This window comes from Bacteroidota bacterium, assembly GCA_020402865.1.
Taxonomy (GTDB): Bacteria; Bacteroidota; Bacteroidia; order Palsa-965; family Palsa-965.
Genome location: JADBYT010000014.1, coordinates 42,263 through 61,714, shown reverse-complemented (window position 1 = coordinate 61,714; position 19,452 = coordinate 42,263). Strand labels below are relative to the sequence as shown.

General features: G+C 49.1%; 17 protein-coding genes and 1 other RNA gene. 4 read left to right on the top strand and 14 right to left on the bottom strand.

The genetic code is table 11. From position 1 onward, the window contains the following. Positions 1–5 precede the first annotated feature (5 nt). The 4 genes from IM638_10915 to ffs all read right to left on the bottom strand — a co-directional run bounded on the left by IM638_10915 (position 6) and on the right by ffs (position 2,348). The gene (locus IM638_10915; GenBank protein MCA6363539.1) at positions 6–629 is read right to left on the bottom strand and encodes a threonylcarbamoyl-AMP synthase; all 624 of its coding nucleotides are present in this window, start codon (positions 627–629) and stop codon (positions 6–8) included. A gap of 76 nt (positions 630–705) precedes the next feature. After that, positions 706–1,359 (bottom strand): fructose-6-phosphate aldolase, encoded by a 654-nt coding sequence (gene fsa / locus IM638_10910; GenBank protein MCA6363538.1) that lies wholly within the window; start codon positions 1,357–1,359, stop codon positions 706–708. A 94-nt stretch (positions 1,360–1,453) separates the two neighbouring features. After that, positions 1,454–2,020, bottom strand: a complete 567-nt coding sequence (locus IM638_10905; GenBank protein ID MCA6363537.1) for a GNAT family N-acetyltransferase — start codon at positions 2,018–2,020, stop codon at positions 1,454–1,456. 230 nt (positions 2,021–2,250) lie between these two features. Continuing rightward, positions 2,251–2,348, bottom strand: an RNA gene (gene ffs, locus IM638_10900) — signal recognition particle sRNA small type. 132 nt (positions 2,349–2,480) lie between these two features. Here ffs and IM638_10895 point away from each other — a divergent pair. Together IM638_10895 and IM638_10890 are read left to right on the top strand one after the other, a co-directional pair. Beyond that, positions 2,481–3,068, top strand: a complete 588-nt coding sequence (locus IM638_10895; GenBank protein ID MCA6363536.1) for a DUF4199 domain-containing protein — start codon at positions 2,481–2,483, stop codon at positions 3,066–3,068. Positions 3,069–3,074: 6 nt separating this feature from the next. Further along, positions 3,075–4,043: a glycosyltransferase family 2 protein gene (locus IM638_10890; GenBank protein MCA6363535.1), complete on the top strand. Its 969-nt coding sequence runs from the start codon at positions 3,075–3,077 to the stop codon at positions 4,041–4,043. 57 nt (positions 4,044–4,100) lie between these two features. On the opposite strand, the gene IM638_10885 is transcribed toward IM638_10890, so the two are convergent. After that, positions 4,101–4,274 carry a hypothetical protein gene (locus IM638_10885; protein MCA6363534.1) on the bottom strand — a complete coding sequence of 58 codons (174 nt, stop codon included), beginning with the start codon at positions 4,272–4,274 and terminating at the stop codon, positions 4,101–4,103. 255 nt (positions 4,275–4,529) lie between these two features. Between IM638_10885 and IM638_10880 the strand changes: the two genes are divergently transcribed. Both IM638_10880 and IM638_10875 read left to right on the top strand, forming a co-directional pair. Beyond that, positions 4,530–8,348: a hypothetical protein gene (locus tag IM638_10880; protein ID MCA6363533.1), complete on the top strand. Its 3,819-nt coding sequence runs from the start codon at positions 4,530–4,532 to the stop codon at positions 8,346–8,348. A 4-nt stretch (positions 8,349–8,352) separates the two neighbouring features. Further along, a complete protein-coding gene (locus tag IM638_10875) occupies positions 8,353–8,907 on the top strand; it encodes a hypothetical protein (GenBank protein ID MCA6363532.1) in 555 nt (184 codons plus the stop codon). A 49-nt stretch (positions 8,908–8,956) separates the two neighbouring features. Here the strand turns inward: IM638_10875 and hemN are convergent, their stop codons facing one another. From hemN to IM638_10830, 9 genes are all read right to left on the bottom strand, one after another. Further along, on the bottom strand, positions 8,957–10,321 hold the full coding sequence (gene hemN / locus IM638_10870; protein MCA6363531.1) for an oxygen-independent coproporphyrinogen III oxidase: 1,365 nt from the start codon (positions 10,319–10,321) through the stop codon (positions 8,957–8,959). Positions 10,322–10,333: 12 nt separating this feature from the next. After that, positions 10,334–11,065 (bottom strand): sulfite exporter TauE/SafE family protein, encoded by a 732-nt coding sequence (locus IM638_10865; protein ID MCA6363530.1) that lies wholly within the window; start codon positions 11,063–11,065, stop codon positions 10,334–10,336. Between the two features lie 7 nt (positions 11,066–11,072). Then, a complete protein-coding gene (locus IM638_10860; GenBank protein ID MCA6363529.1) occupies positions 11,073–11,504 on the bottom strand; it encodes a FixH family protein in 432 nt (143 codons plus the stop codon). A 32-nt stretch (positions 11,505–11,536) separates the two neighbouring features. Continuing rightward, a complete protein-coding gene (gene ccoG, locus IM638_10855) occupies positions 11,537–12,928 on the bottom strand; it encodes a cytochrome c oxidase accessory protein CcoG (GenBank protein MCA6363528.1) in 1,392 nt (463 codons plus the stop codon). Between the two features lie 41 nt (positions 12,929–12,969). Next, positions 12,970–14,244: a c-type cytochrome gene (locus tag IM638_10850; protein MCA6363527.1), complete on the bottom strand. Its 1,275-nt coding sequence runs from the start codon at positions 14,242–14,244 to the stop codon at positions 12,970–12,972. Further along, a complete protein-coding gene (locus tag IM638_10845; GenBank protein ID MCA6363526.1) occupies positions 14,241–14,444 on the bottom strand; it encodes a CcoQ/FixQ family Cbb3-type cytochrome c oxidase assembly chaperone in 204 nt (67 codons plus the stop codon). Before IM638_10845 ends, IM638_10850 begins: the two co-directional genes overlap by 4 nt. Positions 14,445–14,447: 3 nt before the next feature. Beyond that, positions 14,448–16,637, bottom strand: coding sequence for a cytochrome-c oxidase, cbb3-type subunit I (gene ccoN, locus IM638_10840; GenBank protein ID MCA6363525.1), 2,190 nt, complete (start codon positions 16,635–16,637; stop codon positions 14,448–14,450). Positions 16,638–16,654: 17 nt separating this feature from the next. Continuing rightward, positions 16,655–16,867: a cbb3-type cytochrome oxidase assembly protein CcoS gene (gene ccoS / locus IM638_10835; protein MCA6363524.1), complete on the bottom strand. Its 213-nt coding sequence runs from the start codon at positions 16,865–16,867 to the stop codon at positions 16,655–16,657. A 125-nt stretch (positions 16,868–16,992) separates the two neighbouring features. Continuing rightward, the gene (locus tag IM638_10830; protein ID MCA6363523.1) at positions 16,993–19,434 is read right to left on the bottom strand and encodes a heavy metal translocating P-type ATPase metal-binding domain-containing protein; all 2,442 of its coding nucleotides are present in this window, start codon (positions 19,432–19,434) and stop codon (positions 16,993–16,995) included. Positions 19,435–19,452 lie beyond the last annotated feature (18 nt).

Sequence of the window (19,452 nt, the reverse complement as noted above, 5' to 3'; positions counted from 1 at the left end):
CTTACTTACCACAAATGCGCCGTCTCTCCCAATCCCTCACGCACCACCACAAAATCCCCATCCGTACAGTCAACTACTGTAGAAGCCTGAATATTGCTGTATCCGCCGTTAATCACCACATCCACCTTATCCACATAATTCTCGGCCAGCTTATCAGGATCGGCGTAATAGTCGAGCATTTCATCGCTTAAATCGTGTACCGAAGTGGACACGATTGGATTGCCCAGCGCCTTTACAATTTCCTGCACAATTTTATTTTCCGGCACACGAATACCTACTGACTTTCTCTTGTTCTGAAACAGTTTGGGCACTTTGGTGTTGGCTTCCAGAATAAAGGTGTATGGGCCGGGCAATGCTTTTTTGAGTACGCGGAATATGGAGGTGGAAATGGGTTTTGCAAAATCGGCAAGGTGGCTCAGGTCGCTGCAAATGATGGAGAGGTTGGCTTTTTCGGGGGCAATGCCTTTTAGTCTGCAAAGGCGTTCAATGGCTTTTGGCTGGTAGATATCGCAGCCCAGGCCATATACAGTATCGGTGGGATAAATAATAATGCCTCCGCTGCGCAACACGTCGGCTACCTTGTGGATGTCTTTGGCGTCGGGCTTTTCAGGGTTGATGCGCAGAATCATGCTTAAAGGTAGTTGTGATTAGTGGTAAAAACAACAGCCGGACGTTTGTCCGGCTGCGTGTGATGATTGGAAGCTTTTATGCAAACTTTTGCGCATCGGCAAGGAACTGCGCCAGTCCGTTGTCGGTGAGCGGGTGTTTGAGCAGTGCGGTAATGGCGCTGAGCGGACAGGTGGCCACATCGGCACCAATTTTGGCGCAGTTGATAATGTGCATGGGGTGACGCACCGAGGCGGCCAGAATTTGTGTCTGGTAGCCGTAGTTGTCGTAAATGGTGCGGATCTCTTCAATCAGCACAAGTCCGTCGGTTGACACATCGTCGAGACGGCCAATGAAGGGCGACACGTAGGTGGCACCGGCTTTGGCAGCCAGCAGGGCCTGACCGGCCGAGAACACGAGCGTGCAGTTGGTGCGGATGCCTTTTGAGGTGAAGTATTTGATGGCGCGCACACCGTCTTTAATCATGGGCACTTTCACTACAATTTGCGGGTGAAGTGCGGCGAGGTGTTCGCCTTCGCGGATAATGCCTTCGTAGTCGGTGCTGATTACTTCGGCGCTAACATCACCGGTCACGATGTTGCAGATGTCGATATAATGTTGTTCAACCGCAGCCGCGCCTTTAATGCCCACTTTGGCCATGAGCGAGGGGTTTGTGGTCACACCGTCGAGCACACCCAGTTCCTGGGCTTCACGAATCTGGGCGAGGTCGGCCGTATCGATAAAGAATTTCATGAGTGAAGAGTTTATATGCTGCAAAAATAGTGCAAACCGGCCTTATTCGCATGCGTGGCGGGCGGCAGTAATGAACATATAATTAACGACATGTTTATTTCGCGGGCGGTATGCGTTCCCAGAGTTCGGCATCCATCAGGCGGGCATCGGCCGTGCGGAAATCGTTGCGCAGCATGGCGGTAAGGGTAAATCCGGCAGCCGCGGCCACTTTGCGTGATGCGGTATTTACCGGTTCAATGCGCAGGCTCACTTTCTGCATCTTCAATTCGCCAAAACACCAGTGGCAAAGCGCATCGAGAGCTTCGCGGGCATAGCCTTTACCGGTTTGCCGGGCATCAATTACATAGCCCATTTCACACTTGGGTACGCGGTAATTGATTTCGCGAATGGCAATTTGCCCGATCAGCTCGCCCGAATGCAGAAAAATGCCGAGAAAGCAGCTTTTATCATTCAGGTAATCGTTTTTCCGCTCCCTGATAAAGCGCCGTGAGGCAAGTACTGAAGAATTTTGCTCTACCGTCAGGGGCAGGTAATCGAGCATCCGTTCCCGGTTGTGTGCCACAAATTCAAACAAGGCCCGCGCATCGTTGTGCATGTAGGTGCGCAATTTCAAACGATTGGTTTGAATGGATAAACCGGAATAGGCGTGTTTGAAAAACACAAATGTGTGTGTTGATTTGGCTTTACGAAACTAAGGAATATTTTCCGGGGGGATTTTTTGAGTGTGCGGGTTGACAGGGGCTTTTGTTCCGCAAGTCCGCAGACTTGCTTAAATTTTGCAGAAAGAAGTTTACTTCGCCGCAGGCGAAAAACTTTCCTCAGCGTTGTCCAATGTGTACAAAGCCCATTATTTTTTGTCATTTTGAGCGGAGCCGAAAAATGACAAAAAAAAATGGGTAAGCTACTTACATCGCACCGCTCAACCATCTACCCTTGCTTCCTTCCGGACCTGGGGGATTCAACAGGAGCTGGTCGTATAAGACTTACCCGGCACAAAGGTAAGCAAGTTTTTTGTTTTGCAAATCTTTATCGGTGTTTCAGCGGTGGAATTTTCCAAAAGATGTGAAAATCAGGCGCGACAACGGCTTTTGGTTATCTTTGGGCGTTAAAAACGTAACAGAATGACCAATCAGGTAAACGGCAAATGGGCACATGTGGCACAATACGGCATTGCTGCGGCAATGGGGGGCGTGGCTGTGGGTTTGGTGGTGTATATGCTTGAACTGAATCAGTTCATAAACTATGTGTCTTACGTTTTTTATATTCTGTTTCTTATTCTGGGGTTGCGTGGCTGGGCACAAAAGCGCGGCGATCTGGGTATGACCTATGGCAATGCGTTTGGCTATGCCATGCTTGTAGCCGTGGTTGTGGCTGTTATTCTTTCCATCTGGACTGTGGTGTTTGCCAAAGTAATTGCTCCCGGATACATTGCAGCCCAGCAGGAAATGCAGTACGAAAAACTGCGGCAGGACGGAATGCCCGAAGCGCAGCTGCAAATGGCGCAGGACATGGGCAAACGTTTCACCACAGCCCCCATACTTTTATTGATGGCGCTTGTCGGAAATTTGTTCGTGTTTACCCTAATTAACCTGATTACAGCTGCATTCTTTACTAAAAAAGCAGCTTCGCCGGTTGATCCCAAACATATTCCCTCCAATAACCCGTATTCACCATTTCAGTCAAACGGTCCGCCGTCTGGCCATGCATAATTCGTTATGGACGTATCCATTGTAGTTCCGCTTTACAACGAAGAAGAATCGCTGCCCGAGCTTCACGCCTGGGTTGCGCGTGTAATGAAGCAAAACAACTTCACCTACGAAGTAGTGTTTGTGGACGATGGCAGCACCGACCGTTCGTGGGAAGTGGTGAGCAGTCTGGTGGCGCAGTTTCCCGAAGTGCGCGGCATTCGTTTCCGCCGCAACTACGGAAAATCGGCGGCACTCAACACCGGCTTCGAGGCGGTAAACGGCAAAGTAGTCATTACCATGGATGCCGATTTGCAGGACAGTCCCGACGAAGTGCCTGAACTGGTGCGCATGATTCGTGAAGAAAAATTCGATCTGGTTTCGGGCTGGAAGAAAAAGCGTTACGACAATGCCGTAACCAAAAATCTTCCTTCCAAATTATACAATGCAGCCACCGGCTGGCTCAGCGGCGTAAAGCTGCACGACATGAACTGCGGTCTCAAGGCCTACCGCCGCGAAGTAGTGAAAAGCATTGAAGTGTATGGCGAAATGCACCGTTACATTCCGGTAATAGCCAAACGCGCAGGTTTTCACAAAATAGGCGAGAAGGTAGTGGTGCATCAGGCCCGAAAATACGGCGTGTCGAAATTCGGATTAGAGCGTTTTGTAAACGGCTTCCTCGATCTGCTTTCCATCACCTTCGTTTCCAAGTTTGGCAAACGCCCCATGCATTTCTTCGGGCTCATCGGCTCGCTCATGTTCATGCTTGGCTTTTTTGCGGCGGCATGGCTGGGTGGTGCAAAATTATATCATGTATTCAGCGGCGGCACAGCACCGCGCGTTACTGAAAGTCCGTGGTTTTACATTGCACTCACCAGCATGATTATCGGCACACAACTTTTTCTGGCCGGCTTCCTCGGCGAACTTATTGCGCGTTCATCAAGCGACAGGAATACGTATCTCATCGAAGAACGTATCGGTTACGAAGGCGTGGCGTAACAACTATTTAAATAGAATACAACTGAAGCGGCCCGGCAAACGGCGCCGCTTTTTTGTTTACAGAAAACGGGCAATACCGCCAAACAGCATCAGTACAAATGCAATAAGTACTATCCAGATAATCCAGGTATGGGATTTGGGTTGAACGGGAAATTCAAAGTTGCAGACCGGGCATTCTTCCGCGTTTTTCGGAATTTCCATGGCGCACGAGGGGCATTCTTTGGTTTTCATGTGGCAAAGATAAGCGAGTGCCAGTATGTGGGAGCGAACCGTAAAGCATTTCAAAATACCGCTTGGCTCCGGCTATCTCTGCGGTCGGAGTGTGCGGCACAAAAAAGTAGGTACACCATCCGCCCTCCGTTCTATCCGGGCTATTTAACCAAACCTTTCGGAGCATCAAAAACGGTAAACAACTTCTGTTGATAAATCCTGCTTGCTTTCTGCCTTCCGGGCATTGTAATTTGTGAATCTGAAGCAAAGAAATTTATGTCTGGTACGCCCGCCCGCACCAAAAGCGTAACACCCACCGTTACTCCCAATCCGCCTGCCCGCCAGTCAAACGGTGAAGCACAAAGCGGCGATGGCGGCAAGCGTATGTTCCGGCGCATGAATGGTGAAATGATTGAATTGCCGGCCGACATGTCGGTGTTTGAGGCTGTTCGATTAGAGATGGAGGCTGTAGCGGCTGAGAAAAAGCATGGCAAAGGCCAGCAGCCAAAGCCGCTTAAACCCAAGGCAACCGTTGTTACGGTGCAGGCAGCAGCGGCCAAAGCGGCACAGAAAGCAAAACCCAAAGGCCAGACTGATTTAAATGTGAAGAAAGGCAAGGGCGGTAAAAAAGCGGGTGCTGCCAAAAATCCGTTGCAGGCAGCCGCAAAAGGTAAAGTGGGCAAATTCCTGGCCATGCTGGGCGGCCCGGTTTTGCTGCGTGGTGTGGCTAAACTTGCTCAGCTCAAAGCCAACGAACAAACGCACGACGATCCGCTTACCAAACTTGGCCAGACAGAAAAAGCCGTGGTGCCGCCTGCACTCGAAGGACAAAGCAAAAGTCATGGCGAACAGGTTGAGGCCCTTAACCAAAAGCCCGCCCCTGAACCCAAAGCCGAAGACGCCTCAAAAGCCATGCTCGACAGCATTCAGGCCAATATGCCGCAAAGTATTGAAGATGTGGACAACTTCAAACGAAACGGCAAAGGCGGGCATATCAGCCGCACCGTAATGAATATGGTGCAGGGCCACACCAACAGCGTAACCGATACCTTCGGCGAAATGGACAAACCCCGTCCGCCCGCACCACCTACGCATACGCCCGAAGCGTTACCGCCCGAAGAAATTGCCCCGGCCACACCCAATCTGCAACTTGGCGCCGGTGCCATTGCCCCGCTCAAACCGGAACATACCGATATGAGCAAGTTCAGCAAAGACTCCGACGATCTGCTCAAAAAAGAAGAAATTTCGCAGGAGCAGCTTGATATGGTGGACAGCGGCGACCTTGCCGAAGCCAACAAAGACCGCAAGCAGCTCAAAAAAGATGTAAAAGACAAACCCGCCGCCGCCCGCAAAACCGCCGAGCATGAACGCAAGCAGGTGGATACCGAATTGCAGCAGGAAGAACAGAAAGGCCGCGGCGAAATAAAAAACAAACGCAAACAGTCGCTCGCCGCCACGCGCGGCAGGCAAACCGGCACCAAACTCACCATGCAGCAAAAGCGGCAAAAGGTGACTGATGATATTAAGGCCATTTACGACAAAGCCCGCAATAAAGTAACCACACGCCTTGCCGAACTCGAAACGCAAAGCATGAAACGTTTCGACGATGGCAATGCTACTGCATCGAAGAAATTTGAAGACGATGTAAAGCGCGAGATAGAAGCCTTTAAAGACCAACGCTACAGCGGCTTCTGGGGCTGGGCCAAAAAAGCCAAAGACTGGCTGCTGGGCATGGATGAGCTGCCCGAAGTAAACGAAATCTTCCAGCGCAACAAAGGCATTTTTGTGGACACGATGAACAAACTCGTGGCCGATATTACTGCAGATAACAAGAACGTAATTGCCGAATGCAAAGCCGAAATTGAAGGCGCCAAAACCGAAATTGCCAAATATGTAAAGAACCTCGGCCCCGAGTTGAAAGCCGAAGGCGAATCGGCCATGAAAGAAATGACCGACAGGCTCAATGAGCTGGATAAAGAGGTTGACGAAAAAGAAAAAGAACTTGCGCAAAAACTTCAGGACAAGCAAAAGGCAGCCATCAAAGCCATCGACGAGAAGATTGAAAAGATGAAGGAGGAAATGTCGGGCGCGCTGGCTAAACTGGGCAAGCTGTTGCTGGAAGCCGCCAAAAAGTTCTTCACCTGGGCCTTGCAGAAATTCGGCTATTCGCTCAGCGAAATTGAAGGCATCATCAACAAGGGCGCAAAAGTGCTCAAGGCCATCTTTACAAAGCCCATCCAGTTTGTAAAAAACCTCTTCAATGCCGCCGATCAAGGCTTTCAGAATTTCGGCAAAAACTTTTTGACTCACCTCAAAAATGCGTTGTTCAGCTGGCTCACCGGCTCACTTACGGAAGTGAAATTGCCCGAAAGCTGGGACCCCAAAGGCATTGCCAGCGTGGCGTTGCAAATGGTGGGCATCAGCTACCAGAACATCCGCAAGCACTTAGTGAAAATTATTCCCGAGCCGGTGGTGGAAGGCATGGAAAAAGGCTTTGAGATTGTGAAAGCACTCATCACCGATGGCCCCATGGCCGCCTGGGATGCCCTCAAAGACATGGCCGGTGAGCTGAAAGATGCGTTTGTGGATGCGGTGAAAAGCTGGATCAAAGAAACCATTATCCAGAAAGCCATCGAGTTTGTGGCTACGCTCATTATCCCCGGCGCAGGCATCATACGCGCCATTGTGGGCATTTACGATACCATTGTGTTCTTCATCCAGAAAGCCAAAGACATTGCGCAGATGATTGGCAACTTCATGGGCTCCATCGGCGAAATTGCAATGGGCAATATCGGTGCTGCGGCGGGTGCGTTGGAGAATGGACTGGCACAGGGCTTAACGCTGGTTATTTCGTTTCTGGCGAAACTGATTAAGCTGGATGGCATTACGGCGAAGATTCGTGCGGCGCTGGCGAAGATTAAGGATAAGGTGGACGGGATGATGAGTAAGGTGGCGAAGTGGATTAAGGAGAAGGCGGGGAAATTGTGGGGGGGAGTGAAGAATGTGGCGGGTAGTGTTAAGGATGTTATTTTTTCATGGTGGAAAAAATCCAAATCCTTCAAAACAAAAAATAAAAAACAACATAAGATATTTTATAAAGGAGAAAATAAGAATGCCCGTTTATATGTAGCTAGTGAACAAAAAACCTTACCTACTTGGCTCTCATTGATTAACATCGCAGTGAATAAACTACAATCAGGGTCTCAAGAAAGAAATAATGCTGAAAAAAATATTACAGAGGCAGAAAATGAGTATAATGAGGTTTTGAAAGTTGAGAAAACCGTTGATTATGATAGAAATACACAATATACAGATGCGGAAATGGAAGTAATAAATAATAAAATTGATTCAAGTTTTGAGAGAATTAGTATACTATTATCTAATTTATTCCCTTTGATAGAAGATGATGAAATGACTTTAAAAAAAGCGCCTGAGATTACCGAAAGCGTAAAATCAAAAACAACTAAAGAACCTGATAGATTCAATTTTATCTATTCGCCTGACGAAATGAAACTTATAGTAAAGTCTGGTTTATCTTTAAATGTTAAAGATGATGTTATGACTGATATGGCTTTTGTAGGAAGTCGAAAAGATAAAATTATTCGTGCACCTCATCTTTCACAACAGATGGAAAATTGGGCTACTATTATTCAACCGAGAGGATACCCATATTGGTTCCAGAGTGCTGAAAAATTTGCAGATTGGAAAAAAGGAGTGGTTAATCTGTTAGATCAATTCGATGCCAAAGTAGTTAATATTAATGTGCAGGGTTCTGCATTAAGAAAACCTACGGCTAAAGATATTGACGTTTCAGCTACAGCAACCAAATCTGATTTTATTAATATTCGAGATGCCGCCATAGAAGGATTTGGTGGAGTTGAGGAGTCAAAAAAAGCCAAAAATGTAAAGAGTGCTGCAGAAAAAGGTAAAATTGATGTATATAATATAAAAAGAAAAGACCTTTATAATTCTGGTGTAAAAAATGATTTTAAGAAAATGTTACGTACAATGACATCACAGTATAGCAAAGCAGTTGATGTAGGTATGAAAATTGTTCTGGACGGTTCAGAAATCGATATTAATCCTAAACTTTGAGAACATGGATTATGAATATTTTTCAACTACTGGTGAGAAATTAAGTCATGCTGAAGTTGCCTCATTAGCAAGGTATAAAAGACGATTTTATGAATCAGGAAACTTATTAAGAGAAGAACTTTTAGAAAAAGAACAATTAAAAAGAATAGTATATTATTTGGATAGTAATGAATATAGCGAAATAGTTAAAAAGCATACAAAGATGTATAAAAATATTCCATTTATTATTCATCTTCCATTACTGGATTATACTAGAGGTATTCAGGTAAAAAAAATAATTGAGTTCGATGAAAATGGAAAGGAAATTGAATACTTTGACTTATACATTGCGGAGGATGAAAATGAAATAGCGGCTTGCTATTTTTCAGCTTTGGGAATTCCTCTATTTAGTACTAAGTTTTTATATAATTCTGACAAAGATCTGATTTATGAGTTAAAATATGATTTTTCTGGCAATTTGGATTCAGGTTATGATTATATTAATGATAAAGTTATAGCATCTCTTGAAAGTGTTGAGATAATGAATAAAGAAAAATACAATAAATTTTCAGTGCTTTAATTTAAATAATAATTAATTGTATGATTATTAGAAAGGTGTTAATCTCGTTTCACACCGCCTTACTAAACATAACCTTCTCCTGCTCCGCCGCATACAACCGCTCATCAAACGCCATACAGATGTTACGCAGAAATGCGCGGCCCAACGGCGTTACTTCGAGTGTACCGGGACTGAGTTTCACCAAACCATCGTGCCGGTGTGGCGTTAAGCGTTCGGCAATGGTTTGGTAAAATACTTTTTCGTGGGCGGTGTTTGTCCATTGCGTGTTGTAACGGCACATGATGTTTAAAATGTGGCGGCGCATTTTTACATCTTCGGCAGTAAGCAGGTGGCCGCGGAATACGGGCAGGCGGCCGTTGTTGACCGCATCGAGGTAGGCTTCCACCGTTTTGAAGTTTTGCGCGTAGGCCAGCCACGAATCGCTGATGGCTGATACGCCCAAGCCGATGAGCAGGCGCGAGGGCGAAGTGGTGTAGCCCATAAAATTGCGGTGCAGTGTGCCTTCGTGTGCGGCTTTGCTGAGCTCGTCGGCAGGCAGGGCAAAATGATCCATGCCAATTTCCTGATAACCGGCCTCTTCGAGCATTTGCCGGCCGCAGTGGTAGAGTGCCAGCTTTTGTTCGTTGCCGGGCAAATCGGCTTCGGTGAAACTGCGCTGCCCGGGTTTAATCCACGGCACATGCGCATAGCTGTAAAACGCAATCCGATCAGGCCGCAGCAGGTTGGTGAGGCGGAAGGTTTCGCGCACACTGTGCATGGTTTGTTTGGGCAGGCCGTAAATGAGATCGAAGTTTACGGAGGTGTAGCCAATGCGGCGTGCAGCCTCGGTTACATTGCGCACACTCTCGAAACTTTGTGTGCGGTTAATGGTCTTCTGCACCAGCGGATCAAAATCCTGAATGCCCAGACTTAATCGCCGGAAGCCAAGTGTGTAAAGCGTTTCGAGGTGTTCAGTGGTCGTGTTGGCCGGATGCGCCTCGAAACTGAGCATGGCATTGGGATGCAGCGCCGCTTTGCTGAAAATGCCCGTAATAAGTGTATGCAAATTGGCCGCACTGAAAAACGTGGGTGTGCCGCCGCCCAGATGCAACTCGCGTATTTGCGGCGCTGTGTCGAACAATGCGCAGTACATTTCCCACTCTTTGAGCACCGCATTTACGTAAGGCTCTTCCACCGCATGATTAATGGTAATGCGTGTGTTGCAGCCGCAATACGTACACAGGCTTTCGCAGTAGGGCAGGTGAATGTAGAGGCTGATGCCTTCGTTTTCGGGAAGGGTGGCGTAAGTAAAGCGTACTTCGTTTTTCCACTCGTCTTCTTCAGGCGAATGTTGCCAGCAGGGCACCGTGGGATAGCTTGTGTAACGAGGTGCGGCAGTGTTCCAGCGGCGTATTAAATCGGTATCAGGCTGCATGTGTAGTGTGCTTCAGTGGCGGCTGCGGTGCCTGTCGGGCTTGCAGCACGAGGCTTCTGTGCCTTGTTCGGTGTGTGTAATTTCGGGACTCAGGTAGGGAATACCCAGGTTCATGCCGCGAAGAATAAGCAGTAAACCCATGCCGGCAATTACCACAGGCATGGCGCGGCGTATTTTGTTGCGCACATTCAGCGTGATAAACTGACTGAATGCAGAAACGGAAATCATAAGCGGGAAGGTACCGAACCCGAATGCCGCCATAAACAACGCGCCCTGCCACACATTACCCGTAGCTGCCGCGCCTGCAATGCCCAGATAGACCAGGCCGCAAGGCAAAAGTCCGTTCAGCAATCCGGTAAACAGCAGCGCCTTGTTACTGCGTTGCTGAAACAGGTAGCCCAGCTTTTGCTTTATTTTATTGAAGCCGCGAAACAAATGTTTTACACCGGTAATTTTCGACGCCAGTTGTTCGGGCATCAGCGCAAACAAAATCATCAACACCCCAATGGTAATGCTGAATGCCTGCTGAAAACCGGCCATCGCAAAGCCACTGCCCACAAGTCCGAAAACAGCGCCCAGCGCCGCATACGTAAGGGCACGGCCAATGTTGTAAATCAGTATTCCGGCCACGCGCCCGCCTGCGCTGCGGTGATGCACAGGCAGGGCGAGCGCAATGGGGCCGCACATTCCGGCGCAGTGGAAACTGCCTAAAAAGCCCAAACTCAATGCGGCCAATACAATCATCATGGCATTAATAGGTAAAAATAATTTCCGAATAATAGGTTTTGCCTTCGCATGTCCATTGTATCTGCACATTGTAAATGCCCGGCGTAAAATCGCCTGTAATTACCTGTGTGCCGCTGGTATCGGGCTTCAGCTCAAACCTGCGGTCGAGCAGGGCATCACTTGGACGATAAAATAAAGCAGTACCTTTCACAGCTTTGTTTTTCATTTCAGCCGGGAATGTAATTTCCACTGCTTTACCGGCATGCTTCAATGTAACCTTCTCCGATAACGCATTTGCATTGGCCGTTTCATCTATTCTGTCCTGATGTTTGAGCTCGGCAGCATAATAGTCTTTGCGCACCAGATCAATTTTCTGGCGCGAACTCATAATCACCATAAACACCACTCCGGCTACAAAGCCGCCATATAAAAGTGCAATGCGCAATCCCCAGTTCATTGTATGTTGTTTTATAGTGAGCTTATATATTGTTAATGCTTCGTAACCGATGCCGGCGCGATGAACGAGGCTTTCACGGTTTTTACTTTTTTATCGCCGTTATATACTCCGATAAGCACATTCGACTTGCGCTGATTGATATTGATGCTGTCGAGAATAACAAAGAAACCTTTCTCGCCGTTCGACTCGGCTTTGAGCAGAATCGGATCACCTACAAGTTTTATTTCGCCTTTGTGCGATTCGAGTTTCAGTGTAACCGGAATATCGTGCGTGGTTTTGTTTACTAATTTCAGGTTGTACAGGTTGCTGATGCGATGATCAGGCTGGCGCTGGAAAATTTGTCCCTGTGCGCGAAGCACCGTAGTTTCCATGTCGGAGCGGGTAAGAAGCAGCGTAACCAGCACACCGGTGAGCAGTGTAAGTACAATGGAATAACCAATTTTCCGTGGCGTGATGCGGGTGCGTTTGCCTTCGCGGATATCGCTTTCGGAAGCATAACGGATCAGCCCTTTCGGTTTGTCGAGCTTTTCCATTACATGGTCGCAGGCATCAATGCAGGCCGTGCAGTTTACACACTCAAGCTGTGTACCGTGGCGGATATCAATACCGGTGGGGCATACATGCACACAGTGAAAGCAATCTACACAGTCGCCACGTGACTTTTCCTCGTTCTTCTTAAACTTTCCGCGCGGCTCGCCTCGCACATAGTCGTAGGCCACCACCACCGAATGCTTGTCGAGCAATACGCCCTGCATACGGCCGTAGGGACAAACAATTAGACAGGCCTGTTCCCTGAACCAGGCAAATACGCCATAAAACACACCTGTAAAAATGAGTATCGCCACAAAGCCGCCAAAGTGCATCGACAAAGGTTCGCCAATGATCCGGAATAACTCTTTGTAGCTGATGATGTAGGCAAGGAACGTATTGGCAATCAGAAACGCAATCAGAAAATAGATGCCATGCTTGAGTACCCGCTTTCGTATTTTTGCGGATGTCCACGACATCTTGCGCAGTTTTTTCTGTTCGTTGAAATCACCGTCTATCCAGTATTCGATGCGGCGGAAAACCATTTCAAGAAAAACTGTTTGCGGACAGGCCCAGCCACAGAATATTCGCCCGAACGCCACCGTAAACACAATTATGAACACCATAAAGGTGAGCATACCAATTACGAAGATGAAGAAATCCTGCGGCCAGAAAATTTCGCCGAAAAAGATGAACCGCCGTTCAATTACATTGAATTCGAACAGCGGATGTCCGTCCACATAAATAAACGGAAGTGTAAAAAATACAACCAGATAAAAGAAGGTAAAGAGTGTGCGGAGGTTGTAGTAACGTCCGGAGGGTTGCTGCGGAAACATCCACACCCTCTTACCCTTCTCATCAATGGTGGCAATACTGTCCCTGAACGATTCGTCCATCTGCACCTTTTCTTTCTGTTGTTCTGTGGACATACTGAGTATTATTTTACTTGTTTACTGACAGTTTTCGCGGAATCGGTTTTGAGCGAATCGACAGCAGGCGTGGCTGTAGAATCAGCTGCCGGTGTGCCTTTCGGATTGTAAATAGTGCCTTCCGGGGCTTTGCCTCCGGCTACGTTTGTTCCGGCAATACTCAGAATGTAGCTGCTAACCTGTTGCATTTCGGAAGCCGAAAGATCGTTTTGCCAGGCCTGCATGCCTTTGTTGGTTACACCGTATTTCACGGTTGTAAACACACTCTTGATGTCGCCGCCATGCAGCCAGTAGTTATCGGTAAAGTTTGGCCCCACAAGACCTTCGCCTTTCTGGCCGTGGCAGGCCGCGCATTTCTGCACAAAAATCTTTTGTCCGGTGCCAATACTGTCGGCCGAAGTAAGCAGGGTTACATTCGTTTCATCCACCAGATTTGCGGCAGTTTTTCGATACTCGGCAAGCTGGCGGGCACCTTCTTCTACCTGAAGTGTATATTCTTCATCCTGAAGCGGGCCTGTTTTACTTACGTGGTAGTGAACAAGGTACACTACAGAGAATACGATGGTGAGGTAGAACCCGTATTTCCACCACGGCGGCAGGTTGTTGTCGAGCTCGCGGATACCATCGTACTCATGATCGAGCATAATGGTTTGTTCGTCTTCAATAGAAACAGAAGCATTGAGTGTTTCGATAAATGCGGGAGCGGCTTTGGCGGCTTTAGCCGCTTTTGCGGTTTTGCGGCGTGCTTTTTCTTCCTCGCTTACAATCAGCTTCATGCCGGCACCCCAGAGCACGTAGGCCACAATTACCTCAACCAGAATAATGCTAATCATGAAGAAGAACACGCCGATATCCAAACCTCCGATGCTGTCGGGAAAATCAGGCACTTTAAGTTCTGTTTCTGCTGCCGCACTGGCTGCTGCATCCTGAGCCGAAGATAACACAGGCAGCAACAGGCTGGCAAGCAAGGCAATACCGGTAACTGTCCCGCTGCCTGTGTGTTTAGCTTCGCCGCTGTTGGGCGAAGGGGGCGTATTTTTAGATTTGGCAAGATGAAAACGGGCGGCTCCCTGAAGCATCTGCGCAAGACCAATTATTACGAGCAGCATCAGTATGCTCACGGTGAGCAGTGTATTAAACAATGTATTTGAGAAAACAGATACTTCCACGTTTTCTGTTGTGCCTGCAGCTGCGGGCACTGCATCAGCCGCACTGGCTGATACCGCTGTGAACAGAAGGCTTACGGCAATAAACCAACGCCGGGTGGTGAGAGTGGTGGTCATACGCGGTCTGATTGATGATTATCGGCAGTTGTATTTTCCGCATTATCCAGCGGAAGTTGTTTCATTGAATCGATCATTTTCTTTTCGGCTTTGAATGCCCACATGGCCACTACTGTAAAAAACAGTACAAACATGAGCAGCGAAAGCAGCGGGAATATGCCCACACCGGTGATCGTTTCGAGGTAGCTGGAAAATTTCATGGCTTATTTCTTTTCGGCTGATTTTCCGGCTTCGAGATCCCTGCCGAGCCGTTGCAGGTAAGCGATTACAGCAATTACTTCACGGTTCGGGCCGGTGCCTTCGCTGGGCAGCAGCTTTTCCTCGTCTTTCATCAGGTCTGCATAAATCTCATTCTCCTGTGCACGTACATCGGCGTTGGCCTTTGCATCGTATCCTTCGGCATATGGCACGCCAAGTGTTTGCATGGCTCTGATTTTGGCTGCCGTGGTGCTTGTATCCAGTTCATCATTCAGCAGCCAGATATAGCTCGGCATAATGGAACCCTGCGAGATATATCCCGGATCGGCAAGGTGGTTGTAGTGCCACAGGTTCGATTTCTTGTTGTTGCCCACACCTTCACGCGCCAGATCAGGACCGGTGCGTTTTGAGCCCCACTGGAACGGATGGTCATACACAAACTCACCGGCTTTCGAATAATCGCCGTAACGCACGGTTTCGAAACGGAACGGACGGATGAGCTGTGAGTGACACACGTAGCAGCCTTCGCGCACATAGATATCGCGTCCATGCAGTTCGAGCGGGGTGTAAGGTTTCACACTTGAAATGGTGGGCACGTTTGATTTTACAAGGAATGTGGGCACAAGCTCAAGAATACCGCCAATACCTACAATGACCAGACTGAGTATGAGGAATTGTACCGGACGGCGTTCAATAGCGCGGTGCCAGTGTTCATTGCCATGCAAACGATAGTTTTTGGCAAGCGCAGGAGCTTCGGCACTTTCTTCGGGAATAAATTTGCCTGACTTGGCAGTCTTAATAAGGTTTACCACCATCATCACTGCACCGGCCAGATAAAGTGTACCGCCAAGTGCGCGCATCATATACATAGGCGCCAGCTGCGTAACGGTTTCGAGAAAGTTGGGGTAAAGCAAACGTCCGTCGGGCGTAAACTGTTTCCACATCAGGTGCTGCACCCAGCCAGCCCAGTACATCGGGATGGCGTAGAACAGAATGCCCAGTGTGCCCAGCCAGAAGTGCCAGCCGGCCAGCTTTTTCGACCACAGCGTGGTGCCCCACATTTTCGGAACAAGCCAGTAGAGAATACCAAAGGTGAGGAAACCATTCCAGCCAAGAGCGCCTACGTGTACGTGTGCCACAATCCAGTCGGTAAAGTGGGCAATGGCGTTTACGTTTTTCAGCGAAAGCATCGGTCCTTCAAATGTGGCCATACCGTAAGCCGTTACCGCCACCACCAGAAACTTCAGCACCACATCTTCACGCACTTTATCCCACACACCGCGCAGCGTAAGCAAACCATTAATCATACCACCCCACGACGGCGCAATGAGCATTACTGAAAAAACTACACCAAGTGATTGTGCCCAGTCGGGAAGTGTAGAGTAGAGCAGGTGGTGCGGACCGGCCCAGATGTAAAGAAAAATAAGTGCCCAGAAGTGAATAATGGAAAGACGGTACGAGTAAACCGGACGGTTGGCCACTTTGGGAATGAAGTAATACATCAGACCCAGATAAGGCGTGGTGAGAAAGAACGCTACCGCATTGTGGCCATACCACCACTGCACAAGCGCATCCTGCACACCGGCATACCACGAATAACTTTTAAGCAGTGAAATAGGAAGCTCAAATGAGTTTACAATGTGCAGCATGGCCACTGTAACAAACGTGGCAATGTAAAACCAGATAGCCACATACAGATGGCGCTCACGACGTTTGATGATGGTGCCAAACATGTTCCAGCCAAACACCACCCAGATGAGCGTAATCAGAATATCAATAGGCCATTCAAGTTCGGCATATTCCTTACCGGTGGTGTAGCCCCAGAGCAGTGTAACGGCTGCAAGCACAATAATGAGCTGCCAGCCCCAGAAATGTATTTTGCTCAGCATATCGCTGAACATGCGGGCTTTGCACAAACGCTGAAGCGAGTAGTACACGCCCATAAAAATTCCGTTACCCACAAATGCAAAAATTACTGCATTGGTGTGCAGCGGACGAACCCGGCCAAAGGAGGTTTGGGCTATTCCTAAATTCAACGAGGGATAAACCAGCGCAAGCGCTGCATAAAGCCCGGCCAGCATACCTACCACGCCCCAAAGCATGGTAGCGTAGGCAAACATTTTGACAATCTTGTTGTCGTAGGCAAATTTCTCTGCCAGTGGCTTGTGAAGATCCGTTTCTGCGGCGTGTTCCATAAACTCAGGTTCTGTTATCAGTGGTTGTTCGGTTCAGCGGTGGGGGCCTCTCCGTTGGTTTTACTTTGTTGGGTGGATGATGCAATGCCCGATGGTTCATCGAAAAGCATGCGCACCGAAGGGGTGTACTGATCGTCGTATTGTCCGGTGCGTACACTGCGGATAAAGGCAAACAAAAACGCTCCGGCCACCAGCACACTCGCTCCTATCAGTACAAATAATACACTCATGGCTCTTTTCTTTTCGCGGTAAAATTCCGTTTCTTAAAGTCTGTTAACGATGAGCGGAGTCATAGCCTTATATGACGCTCATCAGGAATATTCATGCGTGTGATTTTGTGTTCAGCTTTATCTGTTTATTGTTCAACAGACGTTGCATCGGGCGCATCCGAAAGTGAACGCAGCACGTTTATGCGCGATGCGATTGTGGTAAACAGAATGATGGTTACCGAACTCACCGGCATAAGCACGGCAGCCACCAGCGGCGATAAATTGCCCTGCACGGCAAACCATAATCCCACAATGTTGTAGAGGAATGAAAGACCGAAACTGGCCATGAGTATGCGCCGCCCTTTGCGGGCCGAATGCAGCAGCGCGGGAATATGCCTGAACACCAGCGCATCCACAATCCCGTCGCACGCCGGCGAAAAATTGTTGATGTCGTCTGAAATACTCAGGCCCGCATCGCTCTGCTTGAGCGCACCGGCATCGTTTAGTCCGTCGCCGATCATGAGTACTTTGCGGCCCTGCTGCTGGAGTTCGCGCACCGCGGCCAGTTTATCAGCCGGCGATTGATTGAAACGTACAAGCACATCGCGGCCAAAAAGCGCGGTAATGTAGCCCGCTTCGGCATTGTTATCGCCCGAAAGCACGCCCAGTGTGTACTTTCCGCGCAGTTCCTGCACCAGATCAGTGAGGCCGTTGCGGTAGCGGTTGCCAAACAGAAAACGGCCACGGAGTGTTCCGTTTATACCTATATATACAGCCGCCGTTTTCGCTTCGGCCTGTGTGGCATAACCCGGCGCGGCAAACGAGGCTGCGCCAAGTTTTACATTAAGTCCGTTTGCCACACCTTGCACGCCTTTGCCTGTGTGTTCGGCAAACGAAGTAATGCCGGGCAGTACACCACTTTGCGTGCCCGCATAAAGTTTCTGACTCAGCGGGTGGCCCGACTGCCGTGCCAGTGCGCGCACTGCGGCAAGTTCTTCGTCGTTCAATTCATCGCCTTCCCACTGCACACCGGTATCGCCGCTTTGTGTCATGGTGCCGGTTTTGTCGAAAATCACCGTATCAATTCCGGCCAGTGTTTCCACCACGGCGGTGTTTTTGAGGTAAATACGCTTGCGGCCAAAAAGCCGCAGCATATTGCCAAGCGTAAACGGCGATGAAATGGCCAGTGCGCAAGGACACGTAATAATAAGTACAGCCGTAAACGCATTGAGCGAGCGGTGTGCATCGCTGCTGAACCAGTAGAGTGCGGCACCGGCTGCAATGGCCAAAACCACAAACGTGAATGTTTTGCTGATACGCCCTGCCATCGAAGTTACATCGTGCGTTTCGGCTTTACGGAATGCGGCATCGTTCCACAGGCGGGTGAGGTAGCTTTGCGACACTTCGCGTATTACTTCCACTTCAATGGCGCTGCCTTTTTGCCGGCCGCCTGCATATAATATTTCGCCCGCTACCTTTTCGGCCGGGGCACTTTCGCCGGTTACAAAACTGTAATCCATGCACGCCTGTCCCTGCATAAGTATGCTGTCGGCCGGTAGCAGTTCTTCGCTGCGTATGAGCAGGCGGTCGCCTTTGCGGATGCTGGCTACCGGAATGCTTGTTTCGCTGCCGTGGCGCAAAATGGTTACGGCCATCGGGAAATACGATTTGTAATCGCGCTCAAACGAAAGGCGGTCGTAAGTTTTGTTTTGAAACAATCGGCCAATGAGCATCAGAAACACAAGGCTGGCCAGCGTATCCATGTAGCCCGCGCCGGTGTGCGAGAAAATTTCCCAGCTGCTGCGCAGAAACATCACCAGTATGCCCAGCACAATGGGCACATCCATATTCACCACACCGCTGCGCAGCCCGCTCCATGCCGAGCGGAAAAAGATCGACGAGCTGTAAAGCAGCACCGGCAGCGAAAGCAGGAAGTTGAGGTAACCAAAGAAATTACGGTATTCCGATTCGGCCAGCGCATCCACGCCGAAATATTCGGGAAAGCTCAGCAGCATGATATTGCCGAAACAGAAAAACGCCACGCCAAGCCGGTAAAACCAATGCCGCTGTGTATGCGGCTGTGCGGCCTGTGTGGTGCTGCCTGCGCGCAAATCGGGCGGATAGCCGATGCGGTGCAGCAATTCGCAAAGCTGCCGCAGGCTGATGCTTTTTTCGCGGAAGGTAACGTGTGCTTCGCGGCGCAGAAAGTTTACCTGTGTGCGCACCACGCCCGGATGCAGTTTCCACAAATTCTCCAGCAGCCAGATGCACGAACTGCAATGAATGGCCGGCACCTGAAACGTAATGGTGGAAATATCGCCATCGGTAAACTGTATCAGCTCGCGCGCGAGTTGAGAATCGTCAAGCCAGGCATATTTTTCGCGCACCGTTTCAGCATCCTTCCCGTTTTTGCCCGGATTGGCGTTGAGCCGGTAATAATCGGCCATGTTGTTTTGCGAGAGAATCTCATAAACCGTTTTGCAGCCTTCGCAGCAAAAAGCGCGGTTATCAAGTTTCAGGGTGCTCCCCTTCAGGTCTTCGCCGCAATGATAGCAGGCAGTGGCCGCAGCCGTTTCAGCAATCTCCATACAACTGCTAAACTACTC

What these genes read in the sequence shown, in the direction of transcription:
- IM638_10915 (MCA6363539.1), bottom strand. Translation starts at nt 629, where the DNA reads ATGATTCTGCGCATCAACCCTGAAAAGCCCGACGCCAAAGACATCCAC.
- fsa (MCA6363538.1), bottom strand. Translation starts at nt 1,359, where the DNA reads ATGAAATTCTTTATCGATACGGCCGACCTCGCCCAGATTCGTGAAGCC.
- IM638_10895 (MCA6363536.1), top strand. Translation starts at nt 2,481, where the DNA reads ATGACCAATCAGGTAAACGGCAAATGGGCACATGTGGCACAATACGGC.
- IM638_10890 (MCA6363535.1), top strand. Translation starts at nt 3,075, where the DNA reads ATGGACGTATCCATTGTAGTTCCGCTTTACAACGAAGAAGAATCGCTG.
- IM638_10885 (MCA6363534.1), bottom strand. Translation starts at nt 4,274, where the DNA reads ATGAAAACCAAAGAATGCCCCTCGTGCGCCATGGAAATTCCGAAAAAC.
- IM638_10880 (MCA6363533.1), top strand. Translation starts at nt 4,530, where the DNA reads ATGTCTGGTACGCCCGCCCGCACCAAAAGCGTAACACCCACCGTTACT.
- IM638_10875 (MCA6363532.1), top strand. Translation starts at nt 8,353, where the DNA reads ATGGATTATGAATATTTTTCAACTACTGGTGAGAAATTAAGTCATGCT.
- hemN (MCA6363531.1), bottom strand. Translation starts at nt 10,321, where the DNA reads ATGCAGCCTGATACCGATTTAATACGCCGCTGGAACACTGCCGCACCT.
- IM638_10865 (MCA6363530.1), bottom strand. Translation starts at nt 11,065, where the DNA reads ATGATTGTATTGGCCGCATTGAGTTTGGGCTTTTTAGGCAGTTTCCAC.
- IM638_10860 (MCA6363529.1), bottom strand. Translation starts at nt 11,504, where the DNA reads ATGAACTGGGGATTGCGCATTGCACTTTTATATGGCGGCTTTGTAGCC.
- ccoG (MCA6363528.1), bottom strand. Translation starts at nt 12,928, where the DNA reads ATGGACGAATCGTTCAGGGACAGTATTGCCACCATTGATGAGAAGGGT.
- IM638_10850 (MCA6363527.1), bottom strand. Translation starts at nt 14,244, where the DNA reads ATGACCACCACTCTCACCACCCGGCGTTGGTTTATTGCCGTAAGCCTT.
- IM638_10845 (MCA6363526.1), bottom strand. Translation starts at nt 14,444, where the DNA reads ATGAAATTTTCCAGCTACCTCGAAACGATCACCGGTGTGGGCATATTC.
- ccoN (MCA6363525.1), bottom strand. Translation starts at nt 16,637, where the DNA reads ATGGAACACGCCGCAGAAACGGATCTTCACAAGCCACTGGCAGAGAAA.
- ccoS (MCA6363524.1), bottom strand. Translation starts at nt 16,867, where the DNA reads ATGAGTGTATTATTTGTACTGATAGGAGCGAGTGTGCTGGTGGCCGGA.
- IM638_10830 (MCA6363523.1), bottom strand. Translation starts at nt 19,434, where the DNA reads ATGGAGATTGCTGAAACGGCTGCGGCCACTGCCTGCTATCATTGCGGC.